The 18,849-nt window shown below is 65.1% G+C and carries 19 protein-coding genes, 1 tRNA gene and 1 pseudogene; 14 read left to right on the forward strand and 7 right to left on the reverse strand.

What is annotated here, in order from left to right; translation table 11 throughout:
* Window positions 1-4: 4 nt before the first annotated feature.
* The 5 genes from tmk (at window position 5) to KW843_RS09050 (ending at window position 3,705) form a co-directional block, all read left to right on the forward strand.
* A complete protein-coding gene (gene tmk, locus KW843_RS09030) occupies window positions 5-682 on the forward strand; it encodes a dTMP kinase (protein ID WP_218294802.1) in 678 nt (225 codons plus the stop codon).
* Complete coding sequence (locus KW843_RS09035; protein ID WP_218294803.1) at window positions 679-1,701, forward strand: DNA polymerase III subunit delta'; 1,023 nt, start codon at window positions 679-681, stop codon at window positions 1,699-1,701. Before tmk ends, KW843_RS09035 begins: the two co-directional genes overlap by 4 nt.
* 17 nt (window positions 1,702-1,718) lie before the next feature.
* On the forward strand, window positions 1,719-2,078 hold the full coding sequence (locus KW843_RS09040) for a PilZ domain-containing protein (RefSeq protein ID WP_015013859.1): 360 nt from the start codon (window positions 1,719-1,721) through the stop codon (window positions 2,076-2,078).
* A gap of 149 nt (window positions 2,079-2,227) precedes the next feature.
* Window positions 2,228-3,034 (forward strand): TatD family hydrolase, encoded by an 807-nt coding sequence (locus tag KW843_RS09045; RefSeq protein ID WP_218294804.1) that lies wholly within the window; start codon window positions 2,228-2,230, stop codon window positions 3,032-3,034.
* Window positions 3,031-3,705: an ankyrin repeat domain-containing protein gene (locus tag KW843_RS09050; protein WP_218294805.1), complete on the forward strand. Its 675-nt coding sequence runs from the start codon at window positions 3,031-3,033 to the stop codon at window positions 3,703-3,705. Before KW843_RS09045 ends, KW843_RS09050 begins: the two co-directional genes overlap by 4 nt.
* A 38-nt stretch (window positions 3,706-3,743) precedes the next feature.
* Here the strand turns inward: KW843_RS09050 and msbA are convergent, their stop codons facing one another.
* The gene (gene msbA, locus KW843_RS09055; protein ID WP_218294806.1) at window positions 3,744-5,552 is read right to left on the reverse strand and encodes a lipid A export permease/ATP-binding protein MsbA; all 1,809 of its coding nucleotides are present in this window, start codon (window positions 5,550-5,552) and stop codon (window positions 3,744-3,746) included.
* 241 nt (window positions 5,553-5,793) lie between these two features.
* Between msbA and tolB the strand changes: the two genes are divergently transcribed.
* From tolB to KW843_RS09085, 6 genes are all read left to right on the forward strand, one after another.
* Window positions 5,794-7,113 (forward strand): Tol-Pal system beta propeller repeat protein TolB, encoded by a 1,320-nt coding sequence (gene tolB / locus KW843_RS09060; protein ID WP_218294807.1) that lies wholly within the window; start codon window positions 5,794-5,796, stop codon window positions 7,111-7,113.
* 44 nt (window positions 7,114-7,157) lie between these two features.
* On the forward strand, window positions 7,158-7,697 hold the full coding sequence (pal, locus tag KW843_RS09065; RefSeq protein WP_218294808.1) for a peptidoglycan-associated lipoprotein Pal: 540 nt from the start codon (window positions 7,158-7,160) through the stop codon (window positions 7,695-7,697).
* Window positions 7,697-8,494, forward strand: a complete 798-nt coding sequence (gene ybgF / locus KW843_RS09070; RefSeq protein WP_218294809.1) for a tol-pal system protein YbgF — start codon at window positions 7,697-7,699, stop codon at window positions 8,492-8,494. Before pal ends, ybgF begins: the two co-directional genes overlap by 1 nt.
* Window positions 8,494-9,324, forward strand: coding sequence for a ThiF family adenylyltransferase (locus tag KW843_RS09075; RefSeq protein ID WP_218294810.1), 831 nt, complete (start codon window positions 8,494-8,496; stop codon window positions 9,322-9,324). Before ybgF ends, KW843_RS09075 begins: the two co-directional genes overlap by 1 nt.
* A 43-nt stretch (window positions 9,325-9,367) precedes the next feature.
* A tRNA-Lys gene (locus tag KW843_RS09080) sits at window positions 9,368-9,443 on the forward strand.
* A gap of 370 nt (window positions 9,444-9,813) precedes the next feature.
* Window positions 9,814-10,416: an IPTL-CTERM sorting domain-containing protein gene (locus KW843_RS09085; RefSeq protein WP_218294811.1), complete on the forward strand. Its 603-nt coding sequence runs from the start codon at window positions 9,814-9,816 to the stop codon at window positions 10,414-10,416.
* Between the two features lie 296 nt (window positions 10,417-10,712).
* Here the strand turns inward: KW843_RS09085 and KW843_RS09090 are convergent, their stop codons facing one another.
* From KW843_RS09090 to KW843_RS09105, 4 genes are all read right to left on the reverse strand, one after another.
* On the reverse strand, window positions 10,713-11,981 hold the full coding sequence (locus tag KW843_RS09090) for a hypothetical protein (RefSeq protein WP_218294812.1): 1,269 nt from the start codon (window positions 11,979-11,981) through the stop codon (window positions 10,713-10,715).
* Complete coding sequence (locus tag KW843_RS09095) at window positions 11,978-12,313, reverse strand: DUF4303 domain-containing protein (RefSeq protein WP_218294813.1); 336 nt, start codon at window positions 12,311-12,313, stop codon at window positions 11,978-11,980. The genes KW843_RS09090 and KW843_RS09095 overlap by 4 nt, the downstream gene beginning before the upstream one ends.
* Window positions 12,314-12,910, reverse strand: coding sequence for a hypothetical protein (locus KW843_RS09100; protein ID WP_218294814.1), 597 nt, complete (start codon window positions 12,908-12,910; stop codon window positions 12,314-12,316).
* A gap of 124 nt (window positions 12,911-13,034) precedes the next feature.
* The gene (locus tag KW843_RS09105; RefSeq protein WP_218295303.1) at window positions 13,035-13,433 is read right to left on the reverse strand and encodes an SMI1/KNR4 family protein; all 399 of its coding nucleotides are present in this window, start codon (window positions 13,431-13,433) and stop codon (window positions 13,035-13,037) included.
* 211 nt (window positions 13,434-13,644) lie between these two features.
* Here KW843_RS09105 and KW843_RS09110 point away from each other — a divergent pair.
* A pseudogene (locus KW843_RS09110) lies at window positions 13,645-14,058 on the forward strand (methyl-accepting chemotaxis protein); the annotation flags it as partial.
* 136 nt (window positions 14,059-14,194) lie between these two features.
* Here KW843_RS09110 and KW843_RS09115 read toward each other — a convergent pair.
* Entirely contained in the window at window positions 14,195-16,171 is a 1,977-nt protein-coding gene (locus KW843_RS09115) for an alkyl/aryl-sulfatase (protein ID WP_218294815.1), read from the reverse strand.
* Window positions 16,172-16,278: 107 nt separating this feature from the next.
* Here KW843_RS09115 and KW843_RS09120 point away from each other — a divergent pair, with 107 nt between their 5' ends.
* Together KW843_RS09120 and KW843_RS09125 are read left to right on the forward strand one after the other, a co-directional pair.
* On the forward strand, window positions 16,279-17,175 hold the full coding sequence (locus tag KW843_RS09120) for a LysR family transcriptional regulator (RefSeq protein ID WP_218294816.1): 897 nt from the start codon (window positions 16,279-16,281) through the stop codon (window positions 17,173-17,175).
* A gap of 209 nt (window positions 17,176-17,384) precedes the next feature.
* Complete coding sequence (locus KW843_RS09125; RefSeq protein WP_218294817.1) at window positions 17,385-17,603, forward strand: hypothetical protein; 219 nt, start codon at window positions 17,385-17,387, stop codon at window positions 17,601-17,603.
* Window positions 17,604-17,761: 158 nt separating this feature from the next.
* Here the strand turns inward: KW843_RS09125 and KW843_RS09130 are convergent, their stop codons facing one another.
* Entirely contained in the window at window positions 17,762-18,826 is a 1,065-nt protein-coding gene (locus KW843_RS09130; protein WP_218294818.1) for an AI-2E family transporter, read from the reverse strand.
* Between the last annotated feature and the right edge of the window lie 23 nt (window positions 18,827-18,849).

Here is an 18,849-nt window from a genome sequence, read left to right on the forward strand (position 1 = left end):
TTTCATGTCACGACCCGGTCTTTTCATTACCTTTGAAGGCATCGACGGCGCGGGCAAGTCCTCGCACATCGAGGGCCTGGCGGCGGCTTTCCGTGCGCAGGGCCGCGCGGTCACCGTGAGCCGAGAGCCCGGTGGCACGCCGCTGGCCGAAAAACTGCGCGAGATGGTCCTAAACGACCCGATGGACCCGCTCACCGAATCGCTGCTCATCTTCGCCGCGCGCCGGGACCACCTGCGCAATGTGATCGAGCCCGCCCTCGCGCGTGGCGACGTGGTGCTGTGCGACCGTTTCACCGATGCCACCTTCGCCTACCAGGGGGCCGGCCGGGGCTTCGATCTTGGCGTGCTATCGATATTGGAGCGGCTTGCGCAGACGGGTCTTTCGCCAGAGGCCGATCTGATGCGTGAGCCCGATCTGACCGTGTGGTTCGATCTGGCGCCGGAAGTGGCTGCCCAGCGCCTGGCCGGCGCCCGCGTGCCCGACCGTTTCGAGGCCCAGCCGGCCGAGTTCTTCCGCCGGGTGGCCCAGGGCTATGCCGACCGCGCGGCCGCCGCACCCCAGCGGTTTGCACGGCTGGACGCCGCGCAGGACCGCCACCGCGTGTGGCAGCAGCTCACCAGCGTCTTTGTGCGCAAGGGCTGGCTGGCCATCATGGTGGCCACCCAGGGAGGGGCGGCATGAGCGAATCCGCCAACGCCCCTGCGACGGCCCTCGCGCCCTGGATCGCCGCACAGCGTGCCAGCCTGCTGGCCCAGCGCGGGCATGCCTGGCTGCTGCAGGGCCCGTCGGGCATGGGCCAGTACGCGCTGGGCATGGAGCTGGTGCGCGCCTGGCTGTGCGATGCACCGACCGCGCAGGGTGCCTGCGGCCAGTGCGGCAGCTGCCATGCGGTCAACGTGCGCACCCATGCCGACCTGTGCGTGCTGATGCCCGAGGTGCAGATGATGGCGCTGGGCTGGCCCCTGTCGGAGAAGGCCCAGGCGGACATCGACGACAAGAAGCGCAAGCCCAGCCGCGAGATCCGCGTGGAAGCGATGCGCGACGCGGTGGAGTTCTCGCAGCGCACCTCGGCCCGTGGCCGGGGCAAGGCCGTGCTGGTGTATCCCGCCGAGCAGATGAACCACATCACGGCCAATGCCTTGCTCAAGACCCTGGAGGAGCCGCCGGGGGATGTGCGCTTCGTCCTGGCCAGCGAGGCCGCGCACCAGTTGCTGCCCACCATCCGCAGCCGCTGCCTGGGCCACACGATGGTCTGGCCCGCCGAGGACCAGATGCTGCAGTGGCTGCAAGGGCAGGGCGTTGCCGGCGCCGCCGCGACGGCGTTCCTGCGCGCCGCCGGCGGGCGGCCCGACGATGCGCTGGCGCTGGCCCAGTCGGGGCGCAGCCCGCAGGCCTGGTCCGCGCTGCCCCAGGCCGTCGCCAAGGGGGATGTGACCGCGCTCGGGGACTGGGCGCCTGCGCAGGCCATCGATGCGCTGCAAAAGCTCTGCCATGACCTGCTGGCGGCGAGCGTGGGCGCCGCTCCGCGCTACTTCGCGGCGGCGGACCTCCCGAAGGCGCTGCCGCCGCTGGGCGCGCTGACACGCTGGTCGCGCGCGCTGGCCAAGGCCGCACGCACGGCGGACCATCCTTTCAATGCCGGCCTCATGCTGGAGGCGCTTGTCGCCCAGGCGCGAAACACCCTACACTCCAAGCACTGAGCCGTACCCACCCATCCATGAGCAGTCCATCCACCGCCCCCCGCCCCAGCGTCATGCAGCTGGCCATCAAGGAAAAGGCGGCCTTGTACGCGGCCTACATTCCCTTTTTCGCCGAAGGGGGCATTTTTGTCCCCACCCAGCGGGACTACAAGCTGGGTGATGATGTCTATGTGCTGCTGACGCTGCCGGACGACACGCAGCGCTACCCGGTGGCCGGCCGCGTGGCCTGGGTCACCCCGGCGCGGGCTGCGGGCAACCGGACGCAGGGCGTGGGCATCCAGTTTCCCAAGGACGAGAAGTCGCGCCAGCTCAAGGCCAAGATCGAGGAACTGCTCGGCACGGCGCTGGGGTCCGACCGGCCGACACAGACCATCTGAGCCGGCCCCGCACACCGTGCCGACCCGTGCCAGGCGGGTCGGCATTTTTGTTTGCTGGCTGCGGCGGGCGGGGTTGTCGCCCACCCCGGAGGACTGCGGTGGCCACCGGTGGCCCGCGTGGCGAGCAAACACGATTATTTTGAAACCGCATGTTCACTGATTCGCACTGTCATCTCAATTTTCCCGAACTGGCGAGCCAGCTGCCCGCCATCCGCCAGGCCATGGCCGACGCGCGGGTGGACCGGGCCTTGTGCATCTGCACCACCCTGGAAGAGTTCGAGGGCGTGCATGCCCTGGCCATGGCGCACGACAACTTCTGGAGCACGGTGGGCGTGCACCCGGACAACGAAGGCATCGCCGAGCCCACGGTGCAGGGCCTGCTGGAGCGCGCCGCCTTGCCGCGCGTGGTGGCCATTGGCGAGACGGGGCTCGACTACTACGGCATGGAGGACCGCAAGGGAGGGCGCAGCATCGCCGACCTGGAGTGGCAGCGCGAGCGCTTTCGCAACCACATCCGCGCGGCGCGGGCGTGCGGCAAGCCGCTGGTCATCCACACCCGCAGCGCGTCGGACGACACGCTCTCCATCTTGCGCGAAGAGGGGGAGGACGGCCTCGGCAACCGCGCGGGCGGCGTGTTCCACTGCTTCACCGAATCGATGCAGGTGGCGCGCGCGGCGCTCGATCTGGGCTACTACATCTCCTTTTCGGGCATCGTCACATTCAAGAGCGCCCAGGAACTGCGCGACGTGGTGGCCTTCGTGCCGCTGGACCGCACCCTGATCGAAACCGACAGCCCCTACCTCGCGCCCGTGCCATACCGTGGCAAGACCAACAACCCGTCGTATGTACCCTACGTGGCCAGGCAGGTGGCCGAAACCAAGGGGCTGGCGCTCGAGGCGGTGGCCGAGGCCACGAGCCGCAACTTCGACGCCTTGTTCAAGGGAGTGACCGAATGATCCACCATCGCCGCAACGTGTTGGCGACCCTGGCGCTGGGGCTGGCTGCTCCCGCTATCTGGGCAGGAGCCTACGAGGATTTTTTTGTCGCCATCCTGCGCGATGACGGTGGCGCCATCACCGGGCTGCTGCGCAGGGGGTTCGACCCTGATACGCGCGACCCGAAAGGCCAGGTGGGCCTCACCATCGCCTTGCAAAACGGCGCTTCCAAGGCCTTCTTTGCGCTGCTGGCCGCACGGCAGGTGAATGTGGATGCACGGAACGCACAGGACGAGAGCCCCTTGATGATGGCCGCGCTCAAGGGCAACGTGGAGGCCGTGAAGGCGCTTCTTGCACGCGATGCGGATGTGAACAAGACGGGCTGGACGCCCCTGCACTACGCGGCGTCCGCCGGCTCGCCCCAGCATGCGGCGATCATCGCGCTGCTGCTGGAAAACCATGCGTACATCGATGCCGCTTCGCCCAACGGCACGACCCCCCTCATGATGGCGGCGCACTACGGCTCCATCGAGTCCGTGCAGCTTTTGCTGGACGAGGGCGCCGACCCCACGCTCAAGAACCAGCTGGGCCTGACCGCCACGGACTTCGCCATGCGCGTGAGCCGCACCGATTCTGCGGAACGGATTGCCGCTGCCATACGCAAGCGCCAGCCCAACCGGGGCAGGTGGTAGGGCTCCTGCGAGGGTTTCCCGCGCGGGGTGGCGCGGGTTCAGTGGAGTGCGGCGGTTTCGCCCGAGGCCGGCCGCGCCTGCAGGCGCGCGTACAGCCCGCCCCGCGCCATCAGTTCGCCATGGGTTCCTTGCTCGGCAATGCGTCCACGCTCCATGACGATGACCCGGTCCGCATGTTCGATGGTGGACAGGCGGTGGGCAATGACCAGCGTGGTGCGCCCCTGCATCAGGCGCTGGAGGGCGTCCTGCACCAGCCGCTCCGATTCGGTGTCCAGCGCCGAGGTGGCCTCGTCCAGGATCAGGATGGGGGCATCCTTGTACAGCGCCCGGGCAATCGCCAGCCGCTGCCGCTGCCCGCCTGACAATTGGGTGGCGTTGTGGCCCACCACGGTGTGGATGCCCCGTGGAAGCGCCGCCACGTGTTCCGCCAGGTTCGCGGCCGCCAGGCATTCCTGCACGCGCAGGTCGTCCACCTCGCGCCCCAGCGCCACGTTGGCGGCGATGGTGTCGTTGAACATCACCACGTCCTGGCTCACCATCGCGAACTGCGACCGCAGCGATCCCAGGTCCCACTCGGGCAGGGGGCGGCCATCCACCAGGATGTCGCCCGACGCGGGCATCACGAACCGTGGCAGCAGGTTGACCAGCGTCGTCTTTCCGGCGCCGGAGGGGCCGACCAGGGCGACGATTTCACCGGGCTCCACGCGCAGGCTGACCTGGTCCAGTGCCGGGGCATGGTCGGAGCCGTACGACACCGTCACCCGGGACAGCTCCAGCGCGCCCCGCACGCGGTCCGTGCGGTACTGGCCGCCTGTTTCGGCGCCGGTGTCGCCCAGCAGCGCGAGTCCCCGTTCAAGGGCCGCCACCCCCCGGGTGATCGGGCTGGCGACATCGGCCAGGCGGCGGATGGGCGCTATGAGCATCAGCATGGCCGTGATGAACGACACGAAGCCGCCCACCGTGACGTCCTTCGCGTCCACCGCGCCACGGCTTTGCCACAGGGCGATGCAGATCACCACGGAGAGCGCCGCGGCGGCCAGCAACTGCGTGAGCGGTGTCATGGCCGCGGACGCAATCGTCGACTTGATGGCCAGGCGGCGCAGGCTCTGGCTCAGCCCGGCGAAGCGCCCGGCCTGGCCGGCCTGCGCGCCGTGCAGCCGCACCATGCGGTGCGCCAGCACGTTTTCCTCCACCACGTAGGCCAGCTCGTCGGTCGCCTGCTGGCTGCTTTTTGTCAGGTGGTAGAGGCGCCGGGAAAGTGTCTTCATGATCCAGGCCACGCCCGGCACCACCACCGCCACGATCAGCGTGAGCTGCCAATTGAGGTACAGCAGGTAGGCCAGCAGCGCCACCAGCGTGAACCCGTCACGCGATACGCCCAGCAGTGCCTGCACGAGCAAGGTTGCGCCGGTCTGCACTTCGTACACCACGGTGTTGGACAAGGTGCTGGCAGACTGCCGCGAGAACAGGCCCATTTCCGCCGCCAGGACCCTGTCGAACAGCGATTGCCGCAGCGTCAGCATGCCCTCGTTGGCTATGCGTGCCAGCGCGTACTGGCCGACGAACTGCGCGACGCCGCGCACGAAGAAAACGCCCAGGATGGCCAGGGGCACCATCCACAGCTGCAGGGTTCCCTGGGTGAAGCCGCGGTCCAGCAAAGGCTGCAGCAGCGCGGGAATCAGGGGCTCGGTCACGGCGCCCACGAGGGTGGCGACAACGGCAAGGCTCCAGGCCATCCGCTGGTTGCCGAAGTAGACCGATAGCCGCTGAAGGCGCGTGGTCAGGCTTGCGGCAGGAGGAGGGGGGGAGGCGGGCGTGGCGCCCGGGCCTGAATCTGTGGCTTGCATGTGGCCCGGATTCTACGGTCGCGGGCTGCCAGGGCCTGCAGGCTCCTCTGAGCGGTGCCAGATTGATCGGATGCGGGCCGGCGCGGCAGGAAAAAGCCAGCGCCCGAAGGCCATGCGCACGGTTGGCTCGAAATCAAGGCCGATGGCCCTGGTGGCCGCACAGTTTGTCACAGGGGTTTTCCCGCTGTGTGTAACATTCGGGTTTGCCCTTCGGCATTTGTTCGGCTACCGCTGGATGCCAATGACCACAGATCGAATCTCTACACACCCATCTCCTGCGGCTTTGCCGCATCCCTTGCGCCGCCAGGTACTGGCCGCGCTCATTGCCACTCCCGCCCTGCCAGCACTGGCGCAATTTCGCGTCGAGGTGACGGGCGTTGGCCTGACCCAGCTGCCCATTGCGATCGCTCCGTTCCGGGGCGAGGCGCAGGCGCCCCAGAAGATGTCGTCCATTGTCCAGGCCGACCTGGAGCGCAGTGGCCAGTTCCGTGCGGTGGATGCGTCGGGCGCGGTGCTGGACGAAACCGCGCGCCCCGATGTGGCCCTGTGGCGCCAGAAAAGCGCGGATTCCCTGGCAACCGGCAGCATCACGCGCCTGGCGGATGGCCGCTTCGACATCCGCTTTCGCCTTTGGGATGTGGTGAAGGGGCAGGACCTGGGTGGGCAGAGCTTTGTGGTCACGCAGGGCGATCTGCGCCTGGTGGCCCACCGCATCGCCGATTTCATCTATGAAAAGCTGACGGGTGAACGCGGAATTTTCTCGACCCGCATTGCCTACGTCACCAAGACCGGACCCCGCTACAGCCTGTGGGTGGCGGACGCCGACGGCGAGAATGCGCAGTCGGCCCTGTCGAGCCCCGAGCCCATCATCTCGCCCGCGTGGTCACCCAATGGCGGCCAGCTCGCCTACGTCTCGTTCGAATCACGCAAACCCGTTGTCTACGTGCACGACGTGGCCTCCGGCCGCAGGCGCCTGATCGCCAATTTCCGGGGCTCCAACAGCGCGCCCGCCTGGGCTCCGGACGGACGCTCCCTGGCCGTGACGCTGAGCCGTGATGGCGGCTCCCAGCTCTACACCATCGACGCCAATGGCGGCGAACCGCGCCGCCTCATGCAGAGCTCGGGCATCGATACCGAACCCGTGTTCTCCGGCGACGGCCGCAGCATCTACTTCGTGAGCGACCGGGGTGGCGCACCGCAGATCTACAAGGTCCCTGCCTCTGGCGGCAATGCGGAGCGTGTCACTTTCACGGGCAGCTACAACATTTCCCCCAGCATCAGCCCGGATGGCCGCTGGCTGGCCTATATTTCCCGCGTTGGCGGGGCTTTCAAGCTGCACGTCATGGACCTGTCCTCCGGCACCGTGAATGCAGTCACGGACACCACGGCGGACGAGAACCCCAGTTTTGCTCCCAATAGCCGCCTCATCGTCTATGCCACCCAGCAGCAAGGGCGCGAAGCGCTCATGACGACCACGCTGGACGGCAAGATCAAGGCCCGGCTCGCGGGGCAGGCGGGAGATATCCGCGAGCCCGACTGGGGCCCATTTCAAAAGCAATGAACTTATCCGCACTTTCAGTTACCAAGCTTTCAGGAGAATTTTGGATGATCAAACGCATTACCCTTGCCCTTACCGTTGTCGCATTGATGGCCGGATGCAGTTCCGGCGTGAAGCTGGATGACGTGCCTGTCGAAGACAAGAACGCCACGTCCACCATGGGCACCAACAGTGGGGCCAACTCCGGCAACACTGCCCAGAGCGGCGTGGCCGGCGTGGACCTTGGCCAGTCGGGCCGCGATGCGGCCGGCCCCGTGGGTGTGAGCCGCATCGTCTATTTCGACTACGACAGCTACGTGATCAAGCCTGAATTCCAGTCCCTGATCGAAGCGCATTCCCGCTTCATCAAGTCTGGCAACGGCCGCAAGGTCATGATCGAAGGCCATACCGACGACCGTGGTGGCCGCGAGTACAACCTGGCCCTGGGCCAGAAGCGCGCCGAAGCCGTGCGCCGTTCGCTCGCGCTGCTGGGTGTGCCAGACAACCAGATGGAAGCCGTGAGCTTTGGCAAGGAAAAGCCCGCCGCCCAAGGCAATAGCGAAGACGTGCACGCACAGAATCGCCGGGCAGAACTGTCCTATCGTTGATGCGTACGTTGTCTTTTCCTGTGCCCTACCTGTTCAAGGCACTGGCGGCCGGGGCGCTGTCGGCGGCCTTGCTGCCCGCGGCGCATGCAGCCCTTTTTGAGGACGACGAGGCCCGCCGCGCCATCATCGAAATGCGCCAGCGTGTTGACGGGCTGCAAATGTCCCAGCAACGCGCAGCCGAAGAAATGCGCAGGCTTGGCGAAGAGAACGGCCAGCTCCGGCGCAGCCTGCTTGATCTGCAGGGGCAGATCGAGACGCTGCGCATGGAGCAGTCCAAGCTTCGGGGCCAGAACGAGCAGTTGCTGCGGGATGCTGCGGACCTGCAGCGGCGCCAGAAGGACATTGCCCAGGGAGTGGATGAGCGCCTGAAGCAGTTTGAGCCGGTGAAGGTGACGGTGGACGGCCAGGAGTTCCAGGCCGACCCCGCCGAAAAGAAGGACTTCGAAGCGGCCCTGTCCGTGTTCCGTTCGGGCAAGTTTTCCGATGCGAGTTCGGCATTTGCGGCGTTTGTGCGGCAGTACCCGCGCAGTGGCTTCGTGCCTTCCGCCCGCTTCTGGCTGGGGAACGCCCAATATGCCACCCGCGAGTACAAGGAGGCCATCAACAACTTCAAGCTGATGCTGGCTGATGCCCCCTCCCATGCCCGTGCGCCGGAAGCGGCCCTGTCTATCGCCAACTGCCAGATCGAACTCAAGGACACGCGGGCCGCGCGCAAGACGCTGGAAGATCTTCTGCGCGCCTACCCGCAATCTGAAGCTGCGATGGCGGCCAAAGAACGCCTTTCCCGCTTGAAGTGATGCCCGGCGCACCGTCTGTTCAAGCGGCGCCGTACCCCATTGTCGTGCCTGAGTCCGCCGCCCCGGATCGCCGTTTCGGCGGACTGGAGCGGCTGTACGGCGTGCAGGGCGCCGCCCGGATCCGCCAGGCACACATCGCGGTGGTGGGGATTGGTGGCGTGGGCTCATGGGCCGCCGAGGCCTTGGCGCGCAGCGGGGTGGGGCAGATCACCCTGATCGATCTCGACCATGTGTCCGAGTCAAATATCAACCGCCAGATTCATGCGCTCACCGGGACCATTGGACAAGCCAAGGTTCTGGCGATGCGGGACCGGATCGCACAGATTCACCCGGAGTGCACGGTCCATTGCATCGAGGACTTCGTGGAGCCGGAAAACTGGCCTGGGTTGCTTCCCCTGCCCGTTGATGCGGTGATCGATGCCTGCGATCAGGTCAAGGCCAAGACGGCCATTGCGGCATGGGCCCAGGCCAGCGGGGTGCTGCACATCACCGTGGGTGCGGCGGGTGGCAAGCGGCATGCGCACAAGGTGGATGTGGACGACCTCGCGCGGACGACCCACGATCCTTTGCTGGCGCAACTGCGCTATCGCATGCGCAAGCACCACCGCGCCGCGCGCGAAGGCAAGAAGATCGGCGTGGACTGTGTCTTCAGCCGAGAGGCTGTGGCTCCGCCGGATGCGTCATGCCAAATCGATGGGGATGGCTCCCTGAATTGCCATGGGTATGGTTCGGTCGTCGCCGTGACGGCCACCTTCGGCCAGTGTGCCGCGGGCTGGGTGCTGGACAAACTTGCCGCAACTTCCAGAAAGGCCGTAAAAACAACGCTATAATCCAAGGCTTTGCAGCCATCGACCACGATTGCTGCAACAGGTCGGGACGTTAGCTCAGTTGGTAGAGCAGCGGACTTTTAATCCGTTGGTCACAAGTTCGAATCTTGTACGTCCTACCACCCGATTTCTTGTGTGATATGAAAAGCCTGCTATTGAATAAATAGCAGGCTTTTTTGTTTTGGGTTCAGGAATAGCCTCAGATGGGCTCATCACTACCCAAAAAAGGTAGCGTGCTACCCGGCGCCCCGGTAGGGTCCCCGTACCATGGCAAGCATTCAAGAAAGACCGGGTGGCGAATGCGGCTGTCAGCGGTCATCAGGATCGCGGCCCGAACCCTTTCAGCTACACCACTGCGGGTCGGACCGAGAAAGGTCTGCCGGCGGAAGTGGCTTGGCGCTGCGTGCCGCCATGGCAGCTCCCTATAGGTAGCAAGTGAATTCAACCGTCCGATACACTTGAACACATATGTATTCATATGGAGGAGCGGAGATGAACTTGCGCAGTGCCTGCGTCGGCTTGGCGTTCTTGGCCGCGGCGAACGCGGCCCAAGCCATTTACACGATCAACATCGATCAGGTGGGCGCGGATGTTGTGATGACAGGCTCCGGCTCGCTCAATACGAGTTCAATGTCTGCGTTGACAACCATCGGGTTGTGCGCTGCAGGACACGGGTTGATCCACAACAACGCTATCTGCATCGGGACGGAAACGACTGCCGACATGTTCAGCGGTGTGCTATTCCCAAGCTTGACTGGCGTAGCCTCCACACCACAAGCCGGCACTGGTTCCATGGGGCCTGGCGTCTACATTCTCGGTGCCGATCTTTATTTGCCCGAGAACTACATCTCTGAGGCTTCCATCTCGAACTCAACGACGTTCGCGGGGACAACCCTCGCGGGAGCGGGGCTGACCGTCGGAACCCGAACGCTCTTCCTGCCCTCGGGCGACGAGATCATCATCAACATCGGGCTGGCTCCGCCGCCAGTTGTCCCCGCCGCCAACATTCCTACCTTGAGTGAGTACGCCTTGATGGCCATGGCGTCAATGATGGCCATGCTGGGCGTCGCAGCAGTGAGACGCAGGCGGGGCTGAAGGCTGCCCGGGCTTTCCTGCAGGAACCCCGATCAGCGGCAGCGCCACTGCCGGGCCCCAGCTATGCACACAGGACCCGAAGTTGACGTGTCGGTTGACTTTTGACGTTGGCGGGTGCACGCCATCTGGCAGTTTCAGGCTGCTTGCTGCTGCCAATCAACCAACGTCCGCCCCAGGTCTTTTGGGTGGCCACGAGGACCGCAGCGTGTTCCTGGATCGCTGCGGGCCAGCTTCCGCACATCGACAACAGCCACGGCATCGCGCCGCGGGGGAACCTCCAGGCGGCGTGCACAGCGCTAGGCCACACGGCCATTCTTGAAGACCGTGCGTTCGGTTTCGCGCGGCTGGCTGCCGTCGGGCTGGCTTGCCATGCGCACCACGGGGCCCTGCAGAAAGCCTGCCACCAGTTGGCCTTCGCGCCATTGGCGCATGTCGGCATCGAGGCTCAGCATTTCGACCAGGCGCCCCGTGCCCTGGGGGGCCAGGTCGTTTCCCTGCGCGTCCAGGCAGCGCAGGTAGCGCGTGGCGCCATCATGGCCCTCGATGCTTTCGGTGTTGAGTGCGCCGCTGGGCCAGTAGCGCAAGTGATGTTCGCCCTTGTCTTGGCGCCTGCAGCGCAGCAGTGGTGCGCCGCAGGGGTAGAAGTGCTCGCTGCACAACTCCTCTCCGTACCAGTACAACTGCGTGCTTTCGCGCTGGCCCTGGGCGTCGAAAGCCTCATGAAGGCCATGGTGGCCCAGGCCCAGTGCCAGCCGGTCGCTGCGCACGGACTGCAGGGCGCCACTCATGAAGTGCTCGCCGCTGGTCCAACTGTTGCTGGCCTGGCTGGGGTAGTGGATCCAGTGGCGACCGCGCTCATTGCCAAAGCCCTGTGTCTCGCACTGCAGCAGCGTGCGGTCGGGCGAGAACCAGACCACGTCGCAACCGCAGTCCTGATTCTCGAAGACGTTGGGGCCGATGGGAAAACCATCCACGAAGCGCAGGCGGTGCGCACCGTCTGCAAGCGTCACATGCTCGACACCGCTGCCACGCAACCCGGGCACGGCCGCCAGGGCGAAATAGCGGTGTGGGTGGCGCACGATGTCCTGCTCCAGCCGCTGGCGGACAGCGTGGTGCAGGGCGAAGAATTCGGTGGCGATGGCTGCAAGGCGCTCCCCGTGCGGGGCGAGCAGATCCTGGTAGGCGTCCCAGGCATCTTCGTCGCAGCCTTCTTCTCCCTCATCGTCATCATCATTTTCTTGATCCGGATACGCCTGCGCGACCATATTCCAGATCGCGTGCGCTTCCTCGATCAGCGGCAGCACGGACGCATAGACGGGATTGGCCGCGATGATGCCCGGCACCGCGCTTGCATCGTCCAGATGCGCGGCCACGTTGTCGAAGTACTGATCCACGCCGCCATTGGAGACCTGCGCGTCGAACAGGTCGAAGTAGTACACCGCCCGCGCCAGCGGCGCGAAGCCGTCAGGCCCGGATGCGTGCAGCGCATCGACGACGGCACGGCTGAAGTACGGGGCGCAGCGCAGCAGCGCGGGCCAGTCGGCAAGGGGCAGTCGTGGGCTCATTCCATGTCCTTGTGCTGTTTCAGGAAGGTCTCGCAGACCTCGGGCCGGTTCAGCCACCGGGCCGATTGGTCCTCCATCGCTTCGGCATCATCGGAGCCGGGCGAGGTGATGAACAGAACCGCAGCGTTGGCCCCCTGGCGGTGCCGGCCCAAGAAGCCCTCGTTGTCCAGCCGCTTCAATGCCTCGATCAGGGCGTGAGGCTCCTGGGCCTTGACGGTGTCGGATGAAGCCACGTCACCGGAGCCATGGCCCTGTCCATGGTCTTCATTCTTTATGCTCCCGTATTGATAGCTGCTTGCGCTTTGTGGACGGGCGCTGGTGGCTATTTTCATTTACGTCACCTGTACGAAGAAGAGGCCGCTGCAGTCGGTGCTCTCGTTGGCCTGCGTGGGCAGGTACAGGTAGCCTACCCCGTCGGCCAGGTAAAACAGGTTGCGCAGCGGCGCGGGCAGGTTGCCGCCGTCGATCTGCAATGCGAAGGCCAGGCCGCCGAGTTCCAGGTCTTCGTTTTGCAGCCATTGCGGCGCACCGCCGATGAAGGACCGCGCGTCCCCGCCGGCCTGCACATGGATGCCGTGCGGGGGCAGTTCCAGCGCGCTCTGCACCAATGTGCCGGCCTTGTGCACCAGCACTTGCGTGGTGCCCCGGCGCAGCAGTGCCAGTTCGGCCGGGTCGCCGTGGTAGGTGATCTCGTCGAGGAAGTACGTGCCCGGGGCGTAGGTGGTGAAGACCGAAGCGATGCGGCCCGCGCCGATGTCAATGCCCGCATGCTCGGCCAGGAATGCCGCGGGCAGCGATGCGGCGAGCACCAGCGGCCGGCCCGAGGGGCCGTGCGGCCAGTGGGCCACGCCGCCGATCAGCGCGCCGCCGCCCAGGCGGGGCGCCAAGGGGTGAACGCCGTCAGGGGTGATGGTGAGGGGTGTCGGCATGGTTTTGCTTCACATGTGATGGCTGCTTGCGCTTGCTGGGAGGGTGGTGGAGGTCGGTTTAGATCAAATCACTTCTTTCATCACACGCAGCGCCAGCAGTGCATACGGTACTGGGAGATGCTGGTCAATCGCAATCTGCGAAGCAAGGTGCGAAGTAGTCTTCGTAGAAGTCGATAGAGCTGGGTCCGGTGCGATCGACATGGCCGCTGTGCGAGCTGGGGTAGAAGTGCACCACGGGATTTTCGCCGTCCACCACGCGCGATGTGTCCAGGCAGGACGGCTCGTTGTCGTCCCCATTGCACTGAATGGCCACGAGGTAGCAGTGGCGTGAACCCGCGTCTTGCCGCCAATGCAACGTGTCGTCGTGCGCGGTGCCGCGCCCGCCCAGTGGCTCGCCCGCGGGTAATGCGGAAATCGGGAACAGATCCAACCCACCGTCGCCGGTGCGCAGGATGAAGTTGCGGACTGAGCCGGAGATGCGCAGGTTGAGTGCCGCCTCGACGTTGGCGATGGCCTGCTCGATGCTGGCACCGGCTCAGCTGACTTCGGCATCGGTATCCTGTCGCGCAAGATCATGCAGACGGATAACCAAAGTGCCGATGCGTTCACGGGAGCGTGAATTCCTGATGTTCTCTTTGGCAGTGGCATCTGATCTGGGGTTCATGGCACATCCTGCCTCCGTGCCTCCGTGCCTCCAGACCCAGGCTGGCGCCAAAGGTCCGGCGTGGATGTGGCGCAGCGCGGAGGCTGCCAAGGAAATCAAGATGCTGATTGGTGAAAGCGTTTCACGGGTTGGCCAGGGCGCCACACTGGTTGACCAGGCCGGCACAACGATGACCGAAGTGGTCAGCGCCATCAAGCGCGTGACGGACCTCATGGGAGAGATCAGCGCCGCCAGCGAGGAACAGAGTCAAGGCGTGGCGCAGGTGGGAGAAGCGGTGATGCAGATGGACCAGGCCACCCAACAGAATGCGGCGCTGGTCGAAGAGATGGCGGCAGCGGCGAGCAGCTTGAACAATCAAGCGTCAGAGTTGGTCAATGCGGTAGCGTTTTTCAAATTGTCAGGCGCAGATGGAGCCGTCGTGCGCAGCCGCAAAACCGAGTCGTTCCCCGAACAACGACCTACCGTTGCCGCTCGTCTAAGGTAGCTCGCCGAGGAGGGGACCGCCTTGGTCGATGGCCAGGCGCGGACGGCAGGCATCCTCCACGACGGCTTTCAGCGATCCCATCCCGCGCGCCCGCAACTGTCATCTCCGGGCCCTCCAGGGGCATATCCAAGATTGCCTACCTCCTCGGCTCAACCACCGGGAACATCGTCTCGAAGCTGTCGAACATTGCCAGCAGCTCGCCAAGCTTGGCGCGGTCACCCTCGACCTTGATCTGCCCGGTCTGCACCGCTTCGGGGAAGGTGGTCTGCCTGAGCGTAATTGCGTCCAGCGTGGCACGGCTCAGGGTGAGGGTTGTGTCTGCATTGCGGGCTTGGCCACTGGCATGGGTGAGCGCCGAGTTCTCCAGCGTCAGCGCTAACTGCTGCTTGGAATCGGTGAAGTTCCAGTTGATCACCATCTTCTTGCCTTCGGCCTTGGCCGCATCAAGGCGCACAGCCAGGTAGTCGAAGTACAGCTCGTTGCTCACCGCCTTGAGCGTGTCGGGGGTGCTGCTGCTGCGCGCAGGGATCTTCGGTACTCCGCCGCGCAGTTCCATCGCACCCGCCAGGTAGGCGTTGCGCCAGGTGGTGGCCTCGGACTGATAGCCCAGCTGCTCCAGGGCATCGGCGCCCAATTGGCGCGCCGCGCTGTTATCCGGATCGGCAAACACCAGCTGATTCATCACGCTGGCCACCCAGCGGTACTCGCCTTTCTTGAAGTCATCGCGGGCACGGGCCAGCACGGCATCAGCGCCACCCATGTATTCGACCGTCTTTTTCGCATGGGGCGCGGGTGGTAGCGGGTCCAGGTTGGCCGGATTGGCGTCGTACCAGCCCAGGTACTTCTGATAGACCGCCTTGGCGTTGTGGCGCAGTGTGCCGTAGTAGCCGCGTGCCGACCATTCACGCTCCAGGCTGGCGGGCATGCGCAGTTGCTCGGCGATGTCTTGCGGCCCCAGGCCGTGGTTGAGCAGGCGCAGCGTCTGGTCGTTGATGAATTTGTACATGTCGCGCTGCTTCTTCAGCAGGTCGGCGACACGCTCGCGCCCCGTCACCGGCCAGTGGTGCTGCGTGATCATCACGTCGGTCTTGTCGCCGAAATCCAGGCGTGCGCGATCAATGTATTTGGCCCACAGGTTGCCATCGCGCACCTCTGCGCCGCGGATGGTGTAGAGGTTGTGCATCGTGTGCGCCACATCCTCTGCCATGTTGAGCACGCGCTGTTGCGGCAGGTGGATCAGCATCTCTGCTGGAGCCTCTGAACCCGGCACCAGCTGGAACACGAAGGCCACGCCGTCGATGGTGCGCTCCTCGGTGGTTTTTTCGATAGTGCTGGTAGGCGCGATCAGGGTGGTGGTGCCGCTGGCCAGACGTTTGCCCAGGCCGGCGTCGACCTGGCCGCGCGGGCCCGAGGGCAGCAACACGCCGAACTGGTAGTGTGCACGGCGGCTCATCGCGGTGCCGGCCAGGATGTTCTCGGCCACGGCCGACTCCATGAAGCCCGACGGCGCGATCACTTGTACCTTGCCGGCCGCGACATCGGCCTCGCTGACCACGCCCTTGACGCCACCGAAGTGGTCGGAGTGGCCGTGGGTGTAGATGACGGTGCCCACTGGTTTCCTGGGTCGGTGCTGGTAGTAAAGATCGAGCGCGGCGCGGGCGGTCTCCACGGAAAGCAGCGGGTCGATCACGATCAGGCTGGTGTCGCCTTCAACAATCGTCATGTTCGCGAGGTCAAAGCCGCGCACCTGATAGACCTTGTCGACCACCTTGAAAAGGCCGTGGATGAGATTGAGCTGGGCCTGGCGCCAAAGGCTCGGGTTGACGCTGTCAGCCGGCGCGTCGGCCTTCAGGAAGTCGTAGGGCTTCAGGTTCCAGACCGGGCGCGCGCCGGTACCCGGCACCAGCGCATCGGGCACCGTTCCGATGAAGCCGCGCATCGCATCCTCGAAATCCTGGCGATCGGCGAAAGGCAGCGCCTTCGCCATCTCTGCATTGGCCTTCAGCGTGGCGGGCTCGGGCGCCTTGGGTGCGGTCTGCGCCAGGACCGGCGCGGTGGCCAGCATGCAGGCCCAGGCGGCGAAGGCAATGGGAAGGAGGGAAGAACGGGGCATGGTTGTCTGCTTATGTGAATGAGGAACAAGCGAGCGACCCATTCTCGAGAGCATTCAAATCGTTGGCAAATGCAAAATATGTGCTGACATTTAAAGAAAAACGCAAAATGCAACTACGACAGCTCGAACACCTTGTTGCCCTCGCCGACCATGGCAGCTTCGGCCGCGCCGCGCTGGCGGTGCATTTGTCGCAGCCCGCGCTTTCGCGCAGCATCGACACCCTCGAGGACAGTCTGCAGGCGCGCCTGGTCGACCGCGCCTACGGCACCGTGCGCTTCACGCAAGCTGGAGAGCTGGTGCTCGCGCGCGCCCGCGAATTGACCGCCGATGCGCAGCAGATCCGGCGCGATGTACTGCAGCTCGAAGAGCTCGCAATCGGCCGCCTCGCGGTCGGGCTGGGCCCGTTCGCGGCTGGCACGCTGGGCCGTGCGGCGTTGTCGCTGATGGCGCAGCGTTATCCGCAGCTGACGATGCAGGTGGAAGTGGCACATGCGAATTCGCTGTGTGAACGGCTGTACAACCGACAGCTGGACCTGTTCGTGGCCGACACACGAGACCTGAAGAAGCAGCCTGGCCTGAAGATCGCGCGTCTGCCCAACCAGCCGGTCTCGTTCTTCGTGCGGCCCAAACATCCGCTGAGCCAGCTCAAGCAGGTCACGCTGGCGCAGGCCATGCAATATCCCATGGCCGGTCCGCACCTTCCTGCCGAAGTGGCCATTCAATTCCATCGGCAGTTTCCTCGGGCTGACCGGGCTGTGTTCAACGTGGCTTGCGACGACGAAGGCACGCTGCAGCACCTTGCCCTGACCGCGGATGCGGTGATCCTCGCACCGCATGCCGCGGCACTCAAAGCGAATACCGACACTCTCGTGCAGTTGCGGATCGTGGGCTTCACGGACATGCAAACGCACTACAGCCTGGTGACGCTTGTGGGGCGCACGCCTTCGGCCGCGGCCCGCGCCTACATCGGCGTCCTGGCCGAATTGCTCGGGCCTGCAAGGTAGCGTGCACACAGGCCGCGGCGCCGGCAGATTGGTCAAGTGCGTTTTTGCTGCACGCCCAGCCGCACCGGCTGGGAAGAACGGACCTTGGCACCGTACCCGCTGCGCGGGGACTGGGCGAACGATAGTGGCCAGCTTGCGATGTTTTCTTACAAAGCACTGGTTCACATAGCGTTGACAATTTTTCCTCCACACGCCACCGGAGGTTGGTCATGCCATTTGAGTACCTGCAAGAACTCGCCGCTTGCGAGCTTCCATTGACTGTCCACGACCCTGCCTGCATTGACAAACTCAGGGTACTTCGGGCGGCCGATCTTGTCGCGGTGCTGGTGTCCAATGATGAAAGCCCGGTGCCATTTGCACGGGTGCTCTCGCTCACGGACAAGGGGCGAACGATGCTGGCCCAGGGCGAGGCGCGTGAAATCCTGTGACCGGGTATGGGGTGGGCAGCTCTGTGCCTGCGGTGTGGACCTCTCCGTGTGACCCCCTGCGACAAGGGCCCCGACGATGTCGGCCGATGGAGACCCCGCCAGGCGGCGATGGCCTGGTCACGCAGGCCGTCGCCCTGGCTCTTCAGGCAAGCGCCATGTCATTCTGTCGACGCTGATCCCGTCGTGCTGGGGGAGAAGAGATCCCAGCTGGCGATGAACAGGGCGGCGATGACAGGGCCGATCACGAAGCCTGTCAGGCCAAAAAGCGCCATGCCGCCCAGGGTCGAAATGAGCACAACGTAGTCAGGCATCTTGGTGTCCTTGCCCACCAGAATCGGCCGAAGGACGTTGTCCACCAGGCCGATGACCCCGATGCCGAACGCGGTCAGCACCACCCCTTGCCATACAGCGCCGGTGGCCAGGAAGTAGATCGCCACGGGCACCCAGATCAGTCCTGCGCCCACGGCGGGCAGCAGCGACAGGAATGCCATCGAAACGCCCCACAGCACGGGTCCCTGGATGCCCAGGATCCAGAAGATCAATCCGCCCAAGGCGCCCTGCGACGCGGCCACGACGATGTTGCCCTTGACCGTTGCGCGGATCACGGTGGTGAATTTGCTGACCAGCTGCCGCTTGTGCGTGTCATCCAGCGGTGTGGCCTGGCCGATGCGCAGCGCGAGGCTTGATCCATCGCGCAGCAGGAAAAACAGCAGGTACAGCATGATGCCGAAGCTCACCAGGAACTGCAGCGTGTTCTGCCCGATGCTCAATGCTTGCGCGGCCACGAACTGGCTCGCCTGGACGGCGACCGACGAGAACTTCTGTTGCAGTTCGCCAACGGTTGTGAGGTTCAGCCGGTCCAGCAGGTTGGCCGCCCAGGCGGGCAGGGCGGCGATCACCTGTTGCAGATAGAGCCCGAAATTGAGCTGGCCGGAGCGCATCCGCTCATAGATCACCGTGGCCTCTTGCACCAGCGACACCGTGATGGCGGTCATGGGCAGGATGACCACGATGAGGCACAGCCCCAGGGTGCACAGTGCGGCGAGATTGCGCCGCCTGGGCATGCGCCGCAGCAGCTTGCGGTGCAGGGGGGCAAAGAGAATCGCCAGGATGACACCCCAGAAGACGGCCCCGTGAAACTGCCACAGGATCGCCCCGAAGGCAATGGTGACAAGGGCCAGCAACAGCAAGAAGGCCTTGTTCTGGGGGGTGGGTGGTGTCATGTTGGTGCGTGGCAATGGGATAC

It is taken from the genome of Acidovorax sp. sif1233 (assembly GCF_019218755.1).
Classification (GTDB): domain Bacteria; phylum Pseudomonadota; class Gammaproteobacteria; order Burkholderiales; family Burkholderiaceae_C; genus Acidovorax.